12 protein-coding genes and 1 pseudogene are annotated in these 16,759 nt (G+C 38.0%); 7 read left to right on the forward strand and 6 right to left on the reverse strand.

Annotated features, from left to right (window positions below; all coding sequences use genetic code 11):
- The first annotated feature begins 366 nt into the window (after positions 1–366).
- The 6 genes from F6K23_RS25835 to F6K23_RS25860 all read left to right on the forward strand — a co-directional run bounded on the left by F6K23_RS25835 (position 367) and on the right by F6K23_RS25860 (position 10,771).
- Positions 367–1,365: a sulfite exporter TauE/SafE family protein gene (locus tag F6K23_RS25835; protein WP_293161130.1), complete on the forward strand. Its 999-nt coding sequence runs from the start codon at positions 367–369 to the stop codon at positions 1,363–1,365.
- 864 nt (positions 1,366–2,229) lie between these two features.
- Positions 2,230–5,325 (forward strand): efflux RND transporter permease subunit, encoded by a 3,096-nt coding sequence (locus F6K23_RS25840; RefSeq protein WP_293161132.1) that lies wholly within the window; start codon positions 2,230–2,232, stop codon positions 5,323–5,325.
- Between the two features lie 560 nt (positions 5,326–5,885).
- Complete coding sequence (locus F6K23_RS25845) at positions 5,886–6,617, forward strand: PEP-CTERM sorting domain-containing protein (RefSeq protein WP_293161134.1); 732 nt, start codon at positions 5,886–5,888, stop codon at positions 6,615–6,617.
- A 307-nt stretch (positions 6,618–6,924) separates the two neighbouring features.
- Positions 6,925–7,695, forward strand: a complete 771-nt coding sequence (locus F6K23_RS25850; RefSeq protein ID WP_293161136.1) for a PEP-CTERM sorting domain-containing protein — start codon at positions 6,925–6,927, stop codon at positions 7,693–7,695.
- A gap of 959 nt (positions 7,696–8,654) precedes the next feature.
- Positions 8,655–9,410 (forward strand): hypothetical protein, encoded by a 756-nt coding sequence (locus F6K23_RS25855; RefSeq protein WP_293161138.1) that lies wholly within the window; start codon positions 8,655–8,657, stop codon positions 9,408–9,410.
- Between the two features lie 455 nt (positions 9,411–9,865).
- Positions 9,866–10,771 (forward strand): PEP-CTERM sorting domain-containing protein, encoded by a 906-nt coding sequence (locus F6K23_RS25860; RefSeq protein WP_293161140.1) that lies wholly within the window; start codon positions 9,866–9,868, stop codon positions 10,769–10,771.
- A 110-nt stretch (positions 10,772–10,881) separates the two neighbouring features.
- Here F6K23_RS25860 and F6K23_RS25865 read toward each other — a convergent pair whose 3' ends face one another.
- The 4 genes and pseudogenes from F6K23_RS25865 to F6K23_RS25880 all read right to left on the reverse strand — a co-directional run bounded on the left by F6K23_RS25865 (position 10,882) and on the right by F6K23_RS25880 (position 13,068).
- Positions 10,882–11,556 (reverse strand): adenylate/guanylate cyclase domain-containing protein, encoded by a 675-nt coding sequence (locus F6K23_RS25865; protein ID WP_367267818.1) that lies wholly within the window; start codon positions 11,554–11,556, stop codon positions 10,882–10,884.
- Between the two features lie 232 nt (positions 11,557–11,788).
- Positions 11,789–12,085: pseudogene (locus tag F6K23_RS25870) on the reverse strand (DUF29 domain-containing protein); the annotation flags it as partial.
- Positions 12,086–12,476: 391 nt separating this feature from the next.
- Positions 12,477–12,632, reverse strand: coding sequence for a DUF29 family protein (locus F6K23_RS25875; RefSeq protein ID WP_293161141.1), 156 nt, complete (start codon positions 12,630–12,632; stop codon positions 12,477–12,479).
- A gap of 250 nt (positions 12,633–12,882) precedes the next feature.
- Positions 12,883–13,068 (reverse strand): cytochrome b6-f complex subunit PetL, encoded by a 186-nt coding sequence (locus tag F6K23_RS25880; protein WP_293161143.1) that lies wholly within the window; start codon positions 13,066–13,068, stop codon positions 12,883–12,885.
- Positions 13,069–13,434: 366 nt separating this feature from the next.
- Here F6K23_RS25880 and aroB point away from each other — a divergent pair, with 366 nt between their 5' ends.
- Positions 13,435–14,526, forward strand: a complete 1,092-nt coding sequence (gene aroB, locus F6K23_RS25885) for a 3-dehydroquinate synthase (RefSeq protein ID WP_293161145.1) — start codon at positions 13,435–13,437, stop codon at positions 14,524–14,526.
- A gap of 973 nt (positions 14,527–15,499) precedes the next feature.
- Here aroB and F6K23_RS25890 read toward each other — a convergent pair.
- Positions 15,500–15,709 (reverse strand): hypothetical protein, encoded by a 210-nt coding sequence (locus tag F6K23_RS25890; protein WP_293161147.1) that lies wholly within the window; start codon positions 15,707–15,709, stop codon positions 15,500–15,502.
- Positions 15,710–16,553: 844 nt separating this feature from the next.
- A complete protein-coding gene (locus F6K23_RS25895; RefSeq protein ID WP_293161149.1) occupies positions 16,554–16,736 on the reverse strand; it encodes a hypothetical protein in 183 nt (60 codons plus the stop codon).
- Positions 16,737–16,759 lie beyond the last annotated feature (23 nt).

The raw sequence follows: 16,759 nt of genomic DNA on the forward strand, positions 1-16,759 counted from the left end.
TTGCTGAATTGAAGTATGAATGGGCAATTGTTTGGTTCTGGTCAAGCCCCCTAAATCCACAAAATTGGGGGACTTTTAGAGTTTTATTCCCCCCAAAATTGGGGGGCTAGGGGGGCCAAATCATACCCAGAATCAGCAACGCCAGGATTTCAACTCGTCCTGAAGCATCCGGCGTAATAGTTACCGGGGATTTAACCCAGAGCTACAAAAAGCTGACAGCTGAATGTTATAGCGCTACGCATTAAGGTGTTTGACATGAATAGAAGCTGAAACCCTTTTGTATTTCGCTATTGCCCGTTGCCTGTTGCCTGTTGCCTGTTGCCTTGCGCGTAGCGCTATAAAAGCTGATATCTAGTGAAAAATAATATGAAAGTTATCCCATCTCTTCCCATGTCCAAGCGTGTAATTGTTTTGGCGATCGCTACTGCTACTTGGATGGCCTGGTTAATCATTCTTGGCTATCAAGAAGCATTTTCTCATCTTATTAGTAATTGGCAAATTGCCTTGACGATGCTATTTGGCTCGATGATTGCTGGGGGAACCAGTATCGGTGGGGGTGCTGTTGCTTTTCCTGTATTTACTAAGCTTTTACACATCTCTCCCCATGAAGCTAAAGTATTTTCCCTAGCTATTCAAAGTGTTGGCATGAGTGCTGCTTCCTTAGCCATTTGTTTAACGGGTATCCGAGTCGAGTGGCGAGTTATCCGTTGGGGGAGTTTGGGGGGTTTATTTGGCATTTTTCTCGGATTAGGTTATTTAGCACCTGTATTACCCCCAGATGTTCTCAAGATGTCTTTCACTATTATGCTAACTAGCTTTGCCATTACTTTATTTACCTTAAATCAAAACATGAGGCAATGCCGTTTATTCATCCCTTCCTGGCAGTTTCAAGAACAAGGAATTTTATTCCTGGCTGGATTTTTCGGTGGCATAATGAGTGGTTTAGTGGGTAATGGGATTGATATTGTTGTCTTTTCTGTGATGGTTTTACTATGGCGGATCAGCGAAAAAGTTGCTACCCCTACTTCAGTTATTCTGATGGCTATTAATGCGATCGCCGGATTTTTCCTACAGATTTTTGTCTTTAACGATTTTACTGAGATTGTACAAAGTTATTGGTTAGCTGCTATTCCTATTGTTGTTGTTGGAGCACCTTTAGGAGCAATGTTTTGTAGTCTGTTGCGGAGGGAAGTTATTGCTAACATACTTATTTTCTTGATTATCATAGAGATGATTACCTCTATTTTTCTGATTCCTTTACGACCTTTAGTGTTATACTCTAGTTTTATTTCTTTAATTCTATTTTCCTGTTTAAATTACTGGATGTATCGGGGCACAATGTATATGAAGCAGAGAATAGAGTAGGGAAGTCAGTAGTGTCGTGTCAAGCTGAAAATGGTGTATTAAATTTTTGAGTATAATTCTTGCTCTGACTAAGGTTTGGAGATTTTTTCTAAAACACTATTTCAAGCTTGACGCGCTAGTAGGGTGGGTTACGCTGACGCTAACCCACCGAAAAATTGTAGATTTGGCGGTGCGTTACACTTTCGGTGCGGAATGCTGCGCAAACGTTAACGCACCCTACAAGTTTTCAACAATTAACAATTACTCTTTTTTTTAAAGAAGGGGATTGACTAAAAGGAAATTTTTTGATTTTTTCTCTTTAAAAGGAGAGGCTTTAAACCTTAATTATTAATAATTAATTATCAGACTTTTTATGACTATTTTCTTTACCCTTTTTCATCTATATACTATTATCCTTAAATAGTGCTTGCTGATTAAATCTAAAAGTATTGACATATAAAGAAAAGTGCCTTTTTGGGGCTTTTAAAAAGTGCCTTGTATCACGTCTAAAACGCTCAAAAAGTTAGTATTTTAGGCGCATAGTTGGGCAGAACAATCTTGGGACAATTCTTACTCCTATCTCCTCTAATACCAATTTGAAAAAAGAATGCTACAAAAAGGTAGATCTTGCTCGGATATGCTTAAAAATAGCGACTCCAGTTCATTTGAGATAGTTATCTCTATCTTTTTTCCCTTTTTTTTAATATTTACCCCTTCTTCCTTCTTCCCTCTTCCTTCTTTCGTACGGACGTTGCATGCAACGTCCCTACCATTTGTAACAAACATTTATCAAATTGGTATAAATTCCCCGTTCCTCCTGTCTCCTGTCTCCTGTCTCCTACAAAGAGCAAAAAGACTTTCCATAAGCAAAGCCTAAATAGGAAGATGACTACTTTATTTTATCGGAATTTTCGGTTATTAATACTGGCAACACTAATAATTATCACCTGGGGAGTATCATCATTTTTTACATTGCCACGACTAGAAGACCCTGAATTAGTTGCCCGAATTGCGATTGTGAAAACTTTTTTGCCGGGCGCCGATGCTGAACGAATTGAAGCTTTAGTCACAGAAAAAATAGAAGCAGAATTATCTGAAATAGAAGAAATAAAGAGCTATGATTCGAGTTCTAGAGCAGGAAGTTCTATTATTAATATTGAACTCTTAGATTCAGTTGAAGAAACAGACGCCGATATAATTTGGTTAAGAATTAGAGAACGGTTAAATCAAGCTGCAAGTCAATTACCTGCTGGTACAAGTAAACCTAGATTAGAGAAACTTGAAGTTAAAGCTTATGCGATGATTACTGCTTTAACTTGGGAACAAGATACTGAGCCTAATTATGCAATTCTTACCCGTTTGTCTGAATTGTTGAAAGATGAATTATTAGCATTGCCTGGAACAGAAAAAGTTGAAAATTTTGGCAATCCTCAGGAAGAAATTGCTGTAGAAATTGATGCTGTTCAGTTGGCTAGTATTGGTTTAACACCTCAAGAATTATCAGTACAAATTCAACGGAGTGATGCTAAGGTTTCAGCAGGTCAATTTCGTGGTCTAAATAATGATTTACTCTTGGAAGTTGATTCAGATTTAGACTCCCTGGAACGGATTCGTAGTATTCCAATTAGTTTTAGTAATCAAGGGCAATTTACTAGACTTGGTGACATTGCTAAAGTTAGAAAAACAATTTCTCAACCACCAAATGAATTAGCATTAATTAATGGTCGTCCGGCTTCTGCTTTAGCGATATTTGTTGAATCAGATTATCAAATAGACCTATGGGCAAAAACAGCGGAAGCAGCGATAGAAAAGTTCCGCAAAGAGCTTGGTAAAGGTCTGAAGCTTGAGATTATTTTTAATCAAAGTAATTATCTTGAAATCCGTTTAAAAAGTTTGATTTTGAACCTATTAATGAGTGGGATACTGGTTTTTGGAATTACAGTATTTTTAATGGGTTTCAAATCTGCTATTGTTGTTGGTTTAGCACTTCCTTTATCTACTTGTATGGTGTTAGGAATGCTGGGATTGCTAGATGTTCCTCTACATCAAATGTCAATAACTGGATTAATTGTAGCGTTAGGATTATTGATTGATACAGCAATTATTGTTGTCGATGAAGTTACTCAAGGTATAGTTTCAGGATTAAAACCAGAAGTTGCTATTACTCAAGCAAGTCATCATTTATTTATGCCATTAACGGCATCAACTTTAACTACGGCTCTGGCATTTGTGCCAGTTGTATTACTTCCTGGTCCGACTGGAGAATTTGTTGGTGGTATAGGTATTAGTGTAATTTTAGCTGTTATTTCTTCATTATTATTATCCCTGACTATAGGTTCGGGTTTGGCAGGAAAATTATACCAGAATTATTATTATAAATTTGAGCAATCTCCTCAACAAAAATGGTGGGAAAAAGGGTTTACTAATTCCTATTTGACTCGAATTTATAAACGGAGTTTACGCAGTATATTTCGCACTCCCTGGTTAGGAATATTATTAGGCATTATTTTACCAATTATTGGTTTAATTCAAGTTAGCTCTCTCCCACAACAGTTCTTTCCTCCTGTAGAGAGAGACCAGCTAAAAATAGAATTAGAATTACCCGCTTTAACTTCAATTGAAAAAACAAAAAATACGGCACGAGCAGTCAGAAATCTAATGTTAAATCACCCAGAAATTCAGGAATTACAATGGTTTTTAGGGCGTAGTTCTCCTCGATATTTCTACAACTTAACGTCAGGAAAACAACGATACGCAAATTATGCTGAAGGATTTTTACAGTTAAATTCAATTGCTAACCCAGAATTTGTTAATGCACTCCAAGCTGAAGTTGATGCCGCATTTCCTGAAGCTCAAGTTTTGATTCGACAATTGGAACAGGGACCTCCTTTTGACGCACCAGTAGAAATGAGAATTTATGGTCCTAATTTAAAGCGTCTACAACTATTAGGAGAACAAGCAAGAAGTCTGTTAGTTAAAATCCCTAAAGTAACTCACACCCGCGACACTTTAAGCGAAATTCGACCCCAACTGCAACTACAAGTAAAAGAACAAGAAGTTCGTTTAGCTGGATTAAACCGCGCTAATATTTCGCAACAGTTAGAGACTTTACTAGAGGGGAATTTAGGAGGGTCAATTATTGAAGATACTGAGGAGTTACCAGTACGGGTGCGAGTGTCAAATGCTCAAAGGGGAGATTTTAGCAAAATTACATCCTTAGACTTACAACCCACTGTCTCCAATTTAAATCGAAATAGTTTCAGTTCAACTGACACAATACCTGTTTTAGCTTTAGCAGAAGTAGAATTACAGCCAGAATTTTCAGTTATTAGAAGACGTAATGGTAGACGAGTAAATTCGATTCAAGGTTTTATTGCTTCTGGGGTTTTACCTTCCGAAGTAATGAAAGAATGGCAGCAACTGTTAAATGATTCAAGCTTTGAGTTACCATCTGGTTACTGGTCTGAAATTGCTGGAGAGTCAGAAAAGCAAGGTGATGCTCAAGCAGGTCTTTTCTCAACCGTGCCAGTTATATTTCTGTTAGCATCCTCAATTTTGGTGTTATCGTTAAATTCCTTCCGAGCAACTGCCATTCTTGGAATAGTTGCTATTTCTGCCATTGGTTTAGGATTTTTCAGTTTATGGTTATTTGGCTACCCCTTTGGTTTTATGAGTCTCATCGGTACATTTGGTTTAGTGGGAATTGCCATTAATGATTCAGTAGTAGTTTTGGCTGCCATCCTCGAAGACTCCCAAGCATCTAGAGGTAACCGTCTAGCAATTCGCCAAGTCGTTATGGGTTCTACTCGTCATGTGGTTGCTACAACTTTAACCACAATGATTGGGTTTGTTCCGTTGTTAGTACAAGGTGGTGAGTTTTGGCCTCCTTTAGCCATAGCGATCGCTGGTGGTGTTGGTGGTTCGACACTTATTGCTCTCTACCTTGTTCCCTGTGCGTACTTACTTATCTTTGGGCTTTGATTTTTGGCGTTGCTGATTCTAGGTATGATTTTGCCCCCCTAGCCCCCCAATTTTGGGGGGAATAAAACTCTAAAAGTCCCCCAAAATTGGGGAATTTAGGGGGCTTAACCAGAACCAAACAATCACACATTCATACTTCAATTCAGCAACGCCTGATTTCTCTTTAATGGCGATCAACTACTAATACTTTTGACAACTTATATTTTTGGTATTCATGGCCCACCCTACAATTATGAACTGAGGGCCATAATTTTGATTTTAAATTGGTTTTAATATTTAAATCGGATTTTTTAGAAGCCTTGATGAAATCAATTTTGATTTATAGACAATATTTTTTCCAAGCACCCCAGAGTAGTTCAAGTCTTGGTCCAACTTTGCCAGATAATGTTGTCCATAGTACTTGAAATAGGAAATTTTACTTAGTTGTGCAGTGAAACTGAACATAAAGTGAACAATTTGAATCAGTAAATGAACGGATAAGTGAACAAAAAGGTGAACGATCGCTGCGGGATAAATTCTGTATTGTGAATAATATCTTGAATTTTGAAATGTATCTCACTATGAAAAATTATAAGTTTAAAAGTTTCACCCGTACTTCTTTAATTGCATTTGGCCTTTCTTTACTTGGAGCGCCAGCTTTTGCTTTCGATCTGACTATTAATCCACCCCCCAGTTTAACGATAGATGGGATGGCCATCACTGAGGGTGTATTCACTTTGGAAAGCGCTATGGGCTATTCTTCTACAACTAATAGTCCCTTTTCCCTGCTCAACGCTCCTGTCAACATCAATGCCACAATTGGTGGTAATAACTCACCTACTAATCCTCTTATCCCAAATGTACCTGACGATATTGAGGTACTTCGACTAATGGGCAATTTTGATGCAAGTAACCCGGACAAGCAGCCAGCCCCTTTTGATATAACTCTTTTTAACTTCAATCCTGGTACTGATGACTTTACCTACTTCTTACCCAGTATGAGTGGTCAACTTCAAGTATACCAAGTGACCGACCTTGGAGCTACGACAGCTCTTGGTGACAATATTAATACCTTTACTAGCGCTGCACCAATAATTGATTCTGACTTTAATGTCATTATCCCTCCTGGCAGCGTTATTGGTACGAGTACTGGTAATTTTTGTGGACCTCCAGTTGTTAATTTTCATGGAGGAGGTGGTGGTACTCCGCCCCCACGTTGCGTGCCAGTTCCGGAACCTGGTTCTGCTATGGGTATTTTTGCTCTAGGTTTGCTGGGAATAGGTTCAATGTTGAAGCGTCAACAGAAAAGCTAAGAAGCTGTTGGTGAGTTTAGGAATAAAGGTTAATTTTTAATAGTGGAGCGTTAGTTTCGAGAAAACGAGCAGCGCTCCATTATTTCGATCTGCTCTGTCCACAAAAATAGTTTGAATATATCTGAACGAATTGTCGGAAAAGTGAACAATTTGAATCAGTAAATGAACGGATAGCTGAACAGAAAGGTGAGCGATCGCTACAGCATAAATTCTGTATTGTGAATAATATAGATTTTGAATTCTACCTCCCACTAGAAATAGGTAGTCTACTTTAGAACTTTCTTTTGAGCGAGACTCAAAAAAGCCCATGAAAAACACTGAAAAGCCAAGTAACAAACTAACAAACTTTGCCAGAATAGGAAAAACATTGGCAATGATGACTGCTGCTACTGTTTTTCTAGCTGAACCTGTGCTAGCTTGCACAATGGTTCCTCCTATAACAGAACCAGAACCACCCAAGATTTGGATTGAAAATCATGGTGATGAAAATGGAATAACGAGTTTCTGGATTGGACTTGAACTACCAGGAAAAGAAGAAGGGTTGTTCAGTATTGATGATATCCAAATATGTGACTGTGGTTTAGCATTTTTCCCAGAACCAGATATGACGTTACCTTCTATTTCTGTGAAAGATGCAATGGTTGCTAAAACTAACATTGTTACTCATGAAGTTATGGAGTTGTTAGATGAGGAGGGCAATCCCATATTTGATTTTGATCTGAACTCAGAAGTAAGCGAAAATCTGACAAATGATGCACCTATGGGTGGGGAATGGTCTGGTTTACGGGCAACGGTCAATCCATTTGATATCCCTAATCTTGGGGACAATGAGGTCTTTAAGTTATGGTTTGAGGTTGAAGTTCCCACTGTAGATGTCCCTGGTTTTAATTGGCTATCTGCTCAGTTTGCTGCTGGATCTAATCTGGAAGACCATCCCATTGTATTCACCGATCAAGTATCACTTAAGCCTACTCCTGAGCCAACTGCTATTTTATCCCTTCTAGGTTTAGGTGGAATGATGCTACTTAGCAAAAAGAAACAACACAAATCGGGAAGCAAAGCTACCAGTGAAATTTAGAGGTAGGTGGGGTTGGGAAAGGTAGCAAAGTCCAGCAAAGGTAAGCAAGCAAAAATATGTATATGCTGGGTTGCGCCTCACTTGACCTATCTACAGCATTATAATTAATTATCCGCAGTAGCTTCTCTGAAGGGAGCAGTTGATATTAGTGAATTTAGGAATAAAGGTTGGTTTTTAATAATGGAGTGTTAGTATCGGCAAAACGATCGGTGCTCCATAAGGCTAATGCACTATTTTAGATGAAACAGTCCAGTAGGGTGCATTAATGAAATGTAACGCACCAAATTAGTAGTTCCTTAATAGTAGTGGACCAATACATATTCAATGGTGCCCTGTGATAGATTGTTAAATACTTTTCACAACTTATATTTTTAGTCGTCATGGCGCACCCTACAATAATGAATTTAAGGCCATAATTTTGATTTTGAAATTTGTTTTTATATTTAAATCAGATTTTTCAGAAGCCTTGATGAAATCGGCTTTTATTTATCTTTATCCCTTATGGGTTTAATACCCCACCGTCACCCGCGGTGCAAATGCAGTTGATGGGGTGATAATCCCCATCGACCCCATTCTCCTGACCCCATTATCCTGACTCCTGACTCCTTCTTCAAAAACAATATTTTTTCCAAGCACCCCAGAGTAGTTCAAGTCTTGGTCCAACTTGGCCAGATAATGTTGTCCATTTGAACAGAAAAGTGAACAAAAAGTGAACAATCGCCGTGGAATTACTGTGGGATGATAAATTAGGCAGGATGTCAAAGTTATTACCAATTAAGTGTAAGGCTTCACCAAATTCTCAAATTATATTTGTTGTGAACGTATTACCTGGAGTTTGATCTCACCGATAAAACTTACGAACTAAATTATGCTTCTATCCGCAAGGCTGAACAATATATATATCGTCCTTGCGTAAGTCCTGAAATAGCAAACTAAATTAATACACCAAAGAGTCAGTCATGAAAAAATTCAATTTCTTACCAGCAATTGGACTTGCAGCCACCTTAGTTAGTTTACCAAGTATAAGTATTGCTCAAGAAACAACAGTCCCAATTTCTTTTGATTGGGATTGGGAGATAGTAATTCAACCTACTCCCACAACCCCTCTGCCACAGGAACCTATCCCGTTGAACCTCTGGGGAGCGACAACTATTAACTTCGAGGTACCTACTGGTTTAGATCTAGGTACGCAAGAAAATCCCTTACCTGTCCCCATGGGTGAATCCTTCACAATTCCTACTGAAATTGTATCGATGAACCTGGAAGGTACAAGTCCTATCTTAGGCGACGTAGTTCTACGTCAAAGTACGACTCAGCCATCGGAGGGTGCAATTGAGAACCTAACAAATGTTGATGGAAATCTGACAGCTAGCAGTTTCTTCGACGTAGCTTTCGAGTTGGAGTTTAACGATCCGTTAAACCCCAGAGAGCGAATGACACTCTCCACCGCAAATCCGGTTCGTGTAGGTATGGATTTTACCGTTGCTGACCAAATTCCTACAATTGATACTTTTTGGATTCCTACCTGGATATGGAGCGAGTTTACCGCTGATTCACAGGAATTAGTTGATGAGTTCGGCGTACCGTGGGATACCGTTATTAGTATTCACGCACACCAGACAACTCCAGAACCTATGTCCACTGTAGCTTTCTTCGCTTTCGGTGCTCTAGGTGCAGGTTCAACTATTCTTCGCAAAAAGCAGCAACACAAATAAGCAAGCAAAACTACAATTAGGCATAAAGGCTAGTTTTGAATAATGGAGCGTTAGTATTGGTAAAACGAGTAATGCTCCATTATTTTTATCTGTCCTCTCCACGAAAGCAGTTTGAATATCTCTCAAGGAATGGTCGGAAAAGTGAACAATTTGAATAAGTAAATCAACAGATAGATGAATAAAAAGGTGAGCGATCGCTGCGGGATTATTGTGGGATTATAGAGAGATGAAAACTAATGAGAGTTGAGAAACGAAGTCCGCTTTCGTATTTGGGATTCTCACTTCTCGCTACGAGAACAGATGCTACTCATGATATTCCAGAACCTGCTTCTGGTTTGGGTCTTTTAGCGATAGGTTCTTTAGGTGCAGTTTAAGTGATCTAAAGCCATCTAAATAGTTTTCAACATAAAAAATATTCCAGAAGCAACAACAAAAATTGATAGAAAGTAAAAAATATGAGAAAATTAATTTCAAAAACTATTATCTCTTCGCTGGCAATAACGTTGTCGTTGGGGAGTCAGCCTGCTTATTCATTGAAAGATCCATCTGATACTTCAGTTGTCAAATTCCTTGGTATTGGAAATGATCAGTTCGCCAATGATGTTTTTGAGTCGTTTGATGCGATTTCTCCTTTTCTAAGTCCCGGTGATTCAGCACTTGCTACAACCAATTTGACTGGATGGGAGATTCTAGATCTTTTAAACAATCAAAAAGATATGCTTAAAAATGGTGACATATTTATATTTCATTATGCAGGGCATGGAAGTTTTCAAGGTGATATGGCTCCAATAGATGAAGCAGATAATGATGACGGAATTATTGGTTTGGCACAGAGTAACGCAACTGATCCACGAACATCAGGAGGATTTATCGATCCAGCTACAGATGATGAAATTGCAGCCATAATCAACATGATTCCTGATAGTGTTGGTGTTCTAACAATTTTCGATAGTTGCTTTGCTGGCGAGATGATTGATGGTTCAAAGGATATCAATAGAGGTTTTGTCATTGGTACATCAGATAAAAACAATTGCGCTCCCGGAAAATCCCTGTTTCTTCCCTTTTGGCTCGATGCATTCTCTCCTAATGGAATGGGCAGTGTCAATGCTGATGCTAATAATGACACTGTTCTTAGTCTTGGCGAACTGTTCGAGTTTTTGAACGACATTGATGGTATGGACAATGGAATAGGTGGAGTCGCATTTGCCACTGATTTTGAAAGTTCAGTATCTCCAGAACATCTAGAATACAAAGTTGCTCATACTCCTATTCCCGAACCTACCTCAACTATAAGTCTCCTAGTCCTCGGAACTCTTGGCGCAAGCTCAACTCTTCTTCGCAAAAAGAAACAACACAAATAAGCAAAATTACCAGCGATACCGAGTAACATCTAACAAAAACAGCTACCACTTCCCCCCATCAGAAGCTCAACTTGACCAACCATGAGGGTAAATTATCCCACAAAAAAATCTTAATTATGAAGGTTACAACGTTCCAGATAACCCCGTGCAGCTCGATCACCTGAATGAGATTCTAAGCATTCTTGAAATAGATTTGCTGCTTGCTCAAAAGAACCAGCATGATATAACATCACTGCTGTTTCAAACTTCTCTTTTGTAAACATTTTGGTTTCCTTGAGTTCTGGTGGGTCGGCAGAAAAAACTTTAAATAAACCTACTGCTTTGGCTTTTCCTTTGGCTTTTACTTTGTCGATAAATCGCAAATCGTATTCTAAGGGATTATTTATATGTGCCAATGTTTGATGGGTAATTAAAAGCGAAACTCTATAGGTTTTGGTTAATCCTTCTACTCGCAAGGAGAGATTAACTGCATGGCCAATTGCTGTGCCATCCATACGTCCAAATCCTCCGACTGTGCCTAATATTAAGTTTCCCGTATGCAAACCAATACCAATACGAATGGGTTTGAGATTCTTTTTTTCTCTATATGAATTGTATTTTTTCAACTCTTCCAACATGGCGATCGCTGCTTTAAGTGCATCATTGGCAGAATTGGGAAATAGTGCCATAATAGCATCACCGATATATTTATCGATAAACCCTCCATAATATTTAATTTGGGGTTCCATATAACCAAGATACTCGTTAATAAAAGCAAAGTTCTCCGCATTGCTATAGTTAATTATTAATTATCAATTATCAATTATTAATTATTAAGTAAGCATTCAGCCGTCAGCCGTCAGCTATCAGCTATTGCTTCTAGTTTAGAATCAAAGCTTTATTAATTGTCTTACTGCAAAATTTGGCTCCCTTGCACTTAAAGTCAGTTGTTAATTTAAACACTCTCCCATAAGAGAGAGTCTTGTTGCTGATAGCTGATAGCTAATAGCTGTTTGCGCAGCATTCCGCAGGAAATGCTTACATTATTAATTGTTGAGGTAGCCAATCTTCATCAAGTATTTGTTCGAGAGTATAAGGGTTAATTTCTGGTAATTTCAGTTCCGATTTAACTTGAGCAATTTTTCTAGCTTTACCATCAAGATAATCCAATCTATCAGCTAAATAATTCCGTAAATTTGTTGTGAATTTTAGTTCCAACTGAGTCCTAAATTTTAAAATTTCTGTCTGCCAATGCCTATAATTATCATCTCTTTCCTTTTCCCAATATTGATAAAATAAAAGATGTTGAATAATTAAAATCACGAAACTTTCAACTGCGCTTTTTTCACAGAATAATTAATAATTAGGGTTTGCTGAAAAAGTCTTGTGCTTAAGGATAGGAGTCATCATCCAGAAGTCAGAAGTCAGGAGAATTATAGAAGAGGTAGTCAGAATAATCGTCCCTTGATTTTCTGCCCAACTCTTGCTCAAAAAGTCAGCATTTTGAGCGTGAAGAGCTAAAAATCAGGTACTTTTTCCCGACCTAAAAAGGCTAAAACATTTATCTGTAAAGACTTTTATATTTATTCAGCAAGCCCTAATTAATAATTATTAATTATTCGCGCCTTGAAGCCTCCCCTTTCAAGGGGAAAAAAATAAATTTTTTCCTTTTAGTCAATCCTCTTTAGGGAGAGGTAATTATCCATTATCAATTATCCATTATCCATTAATGAATTCTACCCAAAGCTTCTAACTCTGCAATTAAATTATCATAATCTATATTCTCTAATTGACGATTATTTAGCAGTTTAATCATCTTTTCTAACCACTCAAAATAATCAGCCTCATAAAGTAATTGTAAATCAGTAACTTGATTATTCATATTTGATTTTTGTCTTTTATAAACTCCCGCTAAACTATTAAAAAATGTCTAACGGGAAAACCTATACAATGTAAACAAACAGCTATTAGCTGTCAGTTCGAGCGCAAAAAAAGGGGGTTTAAATGAATATAGACTTTGAAGCTGACTTTTGTAGTCAGATTTTTCTAGCTCAATTAATAAAACTTTTATCACCTACTAAAAGAAATAGCTGATAGCTGATAGCTGACGGCTGAATGCTTACTATACAATTCTAGATTAACTTAACAGCACGCAAGCCAAACATTAAAACTGTAGCTACACCTAAGCCACCAACAAATAATACAAAGAAAGCAATAATTCCATCAACAGTCATTAACTTTTCTCCAAAATGGTAAATAAAACTTTGACATCCTCCCGACGCTGACCTACGGTACAGCGCGGGGTTCCTATCCATCATTCAAACAGACTGTAGGGGCGAACGGCCGTTTGCTTCGCATAACTATCGTTAACGCCCCTACTGGAATGACTCAGTGCGGGTTGACACCTCACTGGAAAATGCTGGCTTGCCAGTCTAACGCTTCCTCCATGTCCGTTTAACGTCTCCCAGTGCCCCTCGGCGACTTGATTAAAAAGCGATAGTAGTCTCAACCTTGGTTTTTGGTTGAGTAAAACTTGTATTTTAACAAATTATCTCTAAAACCGCAAGATTGATTGGTTTTCCCATGGGACGCTCCCCTACGGGAGAGCGCGGGTATTCAACCAACGTTGAGATAAAATTAAGTCTAATATTTAATGTTCAAAATAGCAAAGTCTGAAATTATCCATGGCATCCATCACCGTTCAACTACCCTCCAAATCTTATGAAATAGCGATCGCTCCTGGCAACCTGGACCAACTTGGCCAAAAAATGCAACCCCTCAACTTGGGCAAAAAGGTCTTGCTGGTCTCCAACCCAGAAATATTTGGTCATTATGGCTCAAGAGCGATCGCCTCTCTCGAACAAGCGGGTTTTGATGTTTCTCACTGCACCCTCCCTGCTGGAGAACAATACAAAAACTTTCAAACCCTAAACACTATTTACGATACAGCTTTAGCACACCGTATGGAACGGTCTTCGACAATGGTCGCCCTGGGGGGTGGAGTAGTTGGCGATATGACTGGGTTTGCAGCAGCGACTTGGTTGCGGGGATTGAATGTGGTGCAAGTTCCTACTTCTCTATTAGCAATGGTGGATGCTGCTATTGGCGGAAAAACAGGAGTCAATCATCCCCAAGGTAAAAATCTTATCGGCGCTTTCCACCAACCACGTCTAGTATTAATTGACCCGGAAGTATTGAAGACTTTACCTGTGCGTGAGTTTCGGGGTGGAATGGCAGAGGTTATTAAATATGGAACTATTTGGGATGCGGAATTATTTGCCAAAATGGAAAATAGTCAGAAGCTTGATGAAATTAATCATCTCACGCCAGGGTTATTAGAGGAAATCTTGATTAGATCTTGCCAAAGTAAGGCTGATGTGGTAAGCAAAGATGAAAAAGAATCGGGATTAAGGGCAATTTTGAATTACGGTCATACTATTGGTCATGCGGTGGAAAGTTTGACTGGTTATACTATGGTGACTCATGGTGAAGCGGTAGCTATTGGGATGGTGGCTGCGAGTCGGTTGGCGGTAGAGTTAGGGATGTGGGATGAACAGAGCGATCGTCGTCAGTTAGCTTTGATAGAAAAAGCTGCTTTACCGACGAGGTTGCCGAGTGGGTTGGATATTGAGGAAATTTTGGTTTCTTTGCAGACGGATAAAAAGGTTAAAGCGGGTAAAGTTAGGTTTGTCTTACCGACTGGGGTGGGTGTGGTCAAGATTACAGACCGGGTTAATGCAGATGTATTAAGGGGAGTCTTGGCAGAAATTAATTAAAGAAAAAGTCAGAATTCATAATAGTTTGATGAAATTTACTTGCTGTAGTTATTTTACGTTTAGTTTTACCAAATAATTAAGGTAAAATGCATCTCCTTTCAAGGAGAAACAAGAAAAATTTTTCCTTTGAGTTAATCCTATCTGTTTTCAAAGAGAGGTAATTATTAATTATTAATTATTAATTATTAATTGTTGAACTATCTACTTAATCATCACTTTCATTATGGGTAATTTTGGGTTTTTACCATTAAAGAAAATCATACGATTTTCACCCTAAATCGTACAGATATAAAATCACATTATCAAAATAATATGGGTCTAACATCCCGCCTTTTAAGGCGAAATATTTTTGGAGCGAGGCTTAAATCCTCTACTTCCCCTCCACCGGAGGGGTTAGGGGTGGGTTGACTTCTAACTTCTGACTTCTAACTTCTGACTTCTGACTTCGTTAAGTCTATCCCAATTATGCTGGAATTATTATTTATCTATACGAGCGTTATTGGGAAAATTTTGCTCATTGTATTCATAAAGTTATTAGCGGATTTGAGATATTCAAGGGAGAGTTAATTCGTGTCAATAATATTTTTTCATAGATGAAAACTACAGTAAATTATCCCCACAGCAAAAATTTCTTCTATGATTAGTGGTTGACGGACTTTTCAGTTCGGAAAATGCTACCTATATTTGCTTTTATTTGTTATAAACAAATTAAGTAAATTATTTCAAAAAGGATAAATTAGAATGCACTACATTCAACACTCTGTTGGGGAATTAGTAGTTACTCAACGCCATTCTGACGGTTATATTAATGCCACTAATACCAATTTTATAAATGTTTGTTACAAATGGTAGGGACGTTGCATGCAACGTCCGTACGAAAGAAGGAAGAGGAAAGAAGGAAGAAGGGTTAATTTTTTTAAAAAAGGGAAAAAAAATATAAATAACTATCTCAAATTAACTGGAGTAGCTATTTTTAAGAATATCTGTTTGCGGAGCATTCCGTCAGGAAACGAGCTTTTTCTGTATCAATTTCTAATACCAAAGGAATATTTTCAGCCAAAATTTCTCTCAATAAAGCACTAGGACTTACAGATTTTATAGACTTAAATAATTCAACTCGTTCCTGAAGTATCAAATTAAATTCAAACTCTAATTGTGAGAGAGTAAATTCGCTGTAAGACATATTATAAGAGGGAAGGAAGAAGGAAGAAGTAATACCAAATTGATAAATTTTTGCTACAAATAGCTAGTGTCGCTACGCGGAAATTAAAAGTCAAAAGTCAAAAGGCAAAAGTCAATCATTTTTGATTTGTAATTGTTTTAGGATTTTGTAACTGGTCAGTTATTTCTGCCATCCTGCACTAGGATATTTCTTAGGAGTCAACCATCCCCTAACCCAACCCACCCCCGCCCCTCCCAGGAGGGGAGCCAGGAGGGGAAGTCAGGATTCAGGAGTCAGGAGTCAGAATGAATGGCTTTAATAGCAGTTTTTAGACTGATTTCTTACCTTATAAAAATTAATCCGTCAATAGCTATGATTACTTAAGCACTTATACTTATCTAAAATTTGTTTTTTTGAAATTATCCAAACAGACAAAAAATGTGAATATTGGAGATGATATTAATGTAAATACTAGCTTGTAGCTTTTAAAAGACAATGATTTTTACTTTTAGCTACAACATTGGCACAATATATTATGTACAAACTATGATACCAAATCGCTGAAACAACGCAAGTAGGTGAAATATTTTGTAATAATTTGGGGAAAATCAGATATTGTTTGATTAAAATAAATAATTTTAATTACTGACGCTATAAGTTAAATCTATAGTTTACCCCTCTTGTCTAATTTTTAATTTGAAACTACTTTTAGATAATTAGCGATCGCATTCCTGACAAAAAATAGAATATTGTCTGAAATTCTTGTAGAGATGTTCCATGGAGCATCCCTACATTATTACTTATATAGAACCCCTGAGTGGGATCTTTGCACGCGGTATATGCTTTTGGTTGCAGTCCTCAGTCATCATAAGTTGTGGAAATTCAGGAACGAGAATAGGGAAAAAGCTAATGCGACCCCGCGCCACCCGATAGCGTAAGTAGGTAGAAAAATTCTCTCATCTCCCCATCTCCCCATCTCCCCATCTCCCCATCTCCCCATCTCCCCATCTCCCCATCTCCCCATCTCCCCATCTCCCCATCTCCCCATCTCCCCATCTCCCCATCTCCCCA

Source organism: Okeania sp. SIO2C9 (assembly GCF_010672455.1).
Lineage (GTDB): Bacteria > Cyanobacteriota > Cyanobacteriia > Cyanobacteriales > Microcoleaceae > Okeania.

Coding starts and splice junctions, on each gene's coding strand:
- F6K23_RS25875 (WP_293161141.1), bottom strand. CDS start 12,632: ATGAATAATCAAGTTACTGATTTACAATTACTTTATGAGGCTGATTAT.
- F6K23_RS25860 (WP_293161140.1), top strand. CDS start 9,866: ATGAGAAAATTAATTTCAAAAACTATTATCTCTTCGCTGGCAATAACG.
- F6K23_RS25840 (WP_293161132.1), top strand. CDS start 2,230: ATGACTACTTTATTTTATCGGAATTTTCGGTTATTAATACTGGCAACA.
- F6K23_RS25845 (WP_293161134.1), top strand. CDS start 5,886: ATGAAAAATTATAAGTTTAAAAGTTTCACCCGTACTTCTTTAATTGCA.
- F6K23_RS25835 (WP_293161130.1), top strand. CDS start 367: ATGAAAGTTATCCCATCTCTTCCCATGTCCAAGCGTGTAATTGTTTTG.
- F6K23_RS25850 (WP_293161136.1), top strand. CDS start 6,925: ATGAAAAACACTGAAAAGCCAAGTAACAAACTAACAAACTTTGCCAGA.
- aroB (WP_293161145.1), top strand. CDS start 13,435: ATGGCATCCATCACCGTTCAACTACCCTCCAAATCTTATGAAATAGCG.
- F6K23_RS25855 (WP_293161138.1), top strand. CDS start 8,655: ATGAAAAAATTCAATTTCTTACCAGCAATTGGACTTGCAGCCACCTTA.
- F6K23_RS25890 (WP_293161147.1), bottom strand. CDS start 15,709: ATGTCTTACAGCGAATTTACTCTCTCACAATTAGAGTTTGAATTTAAT.
- F6K23_RS25895 (WP_293161149.1), bottom strand. CDS start 16,736: ATGGGGAGATGGGGAGATGGGGAGATGGGGAGATGGGGAGATGGGGAG.
- F6K23_RS25880 (WP_293161143.1), bottom strand. CDS start 13,068: ATGATGGATAGGAACCCCGCGCTGTACCGTAGGTCAGCGTCGGGAGGA.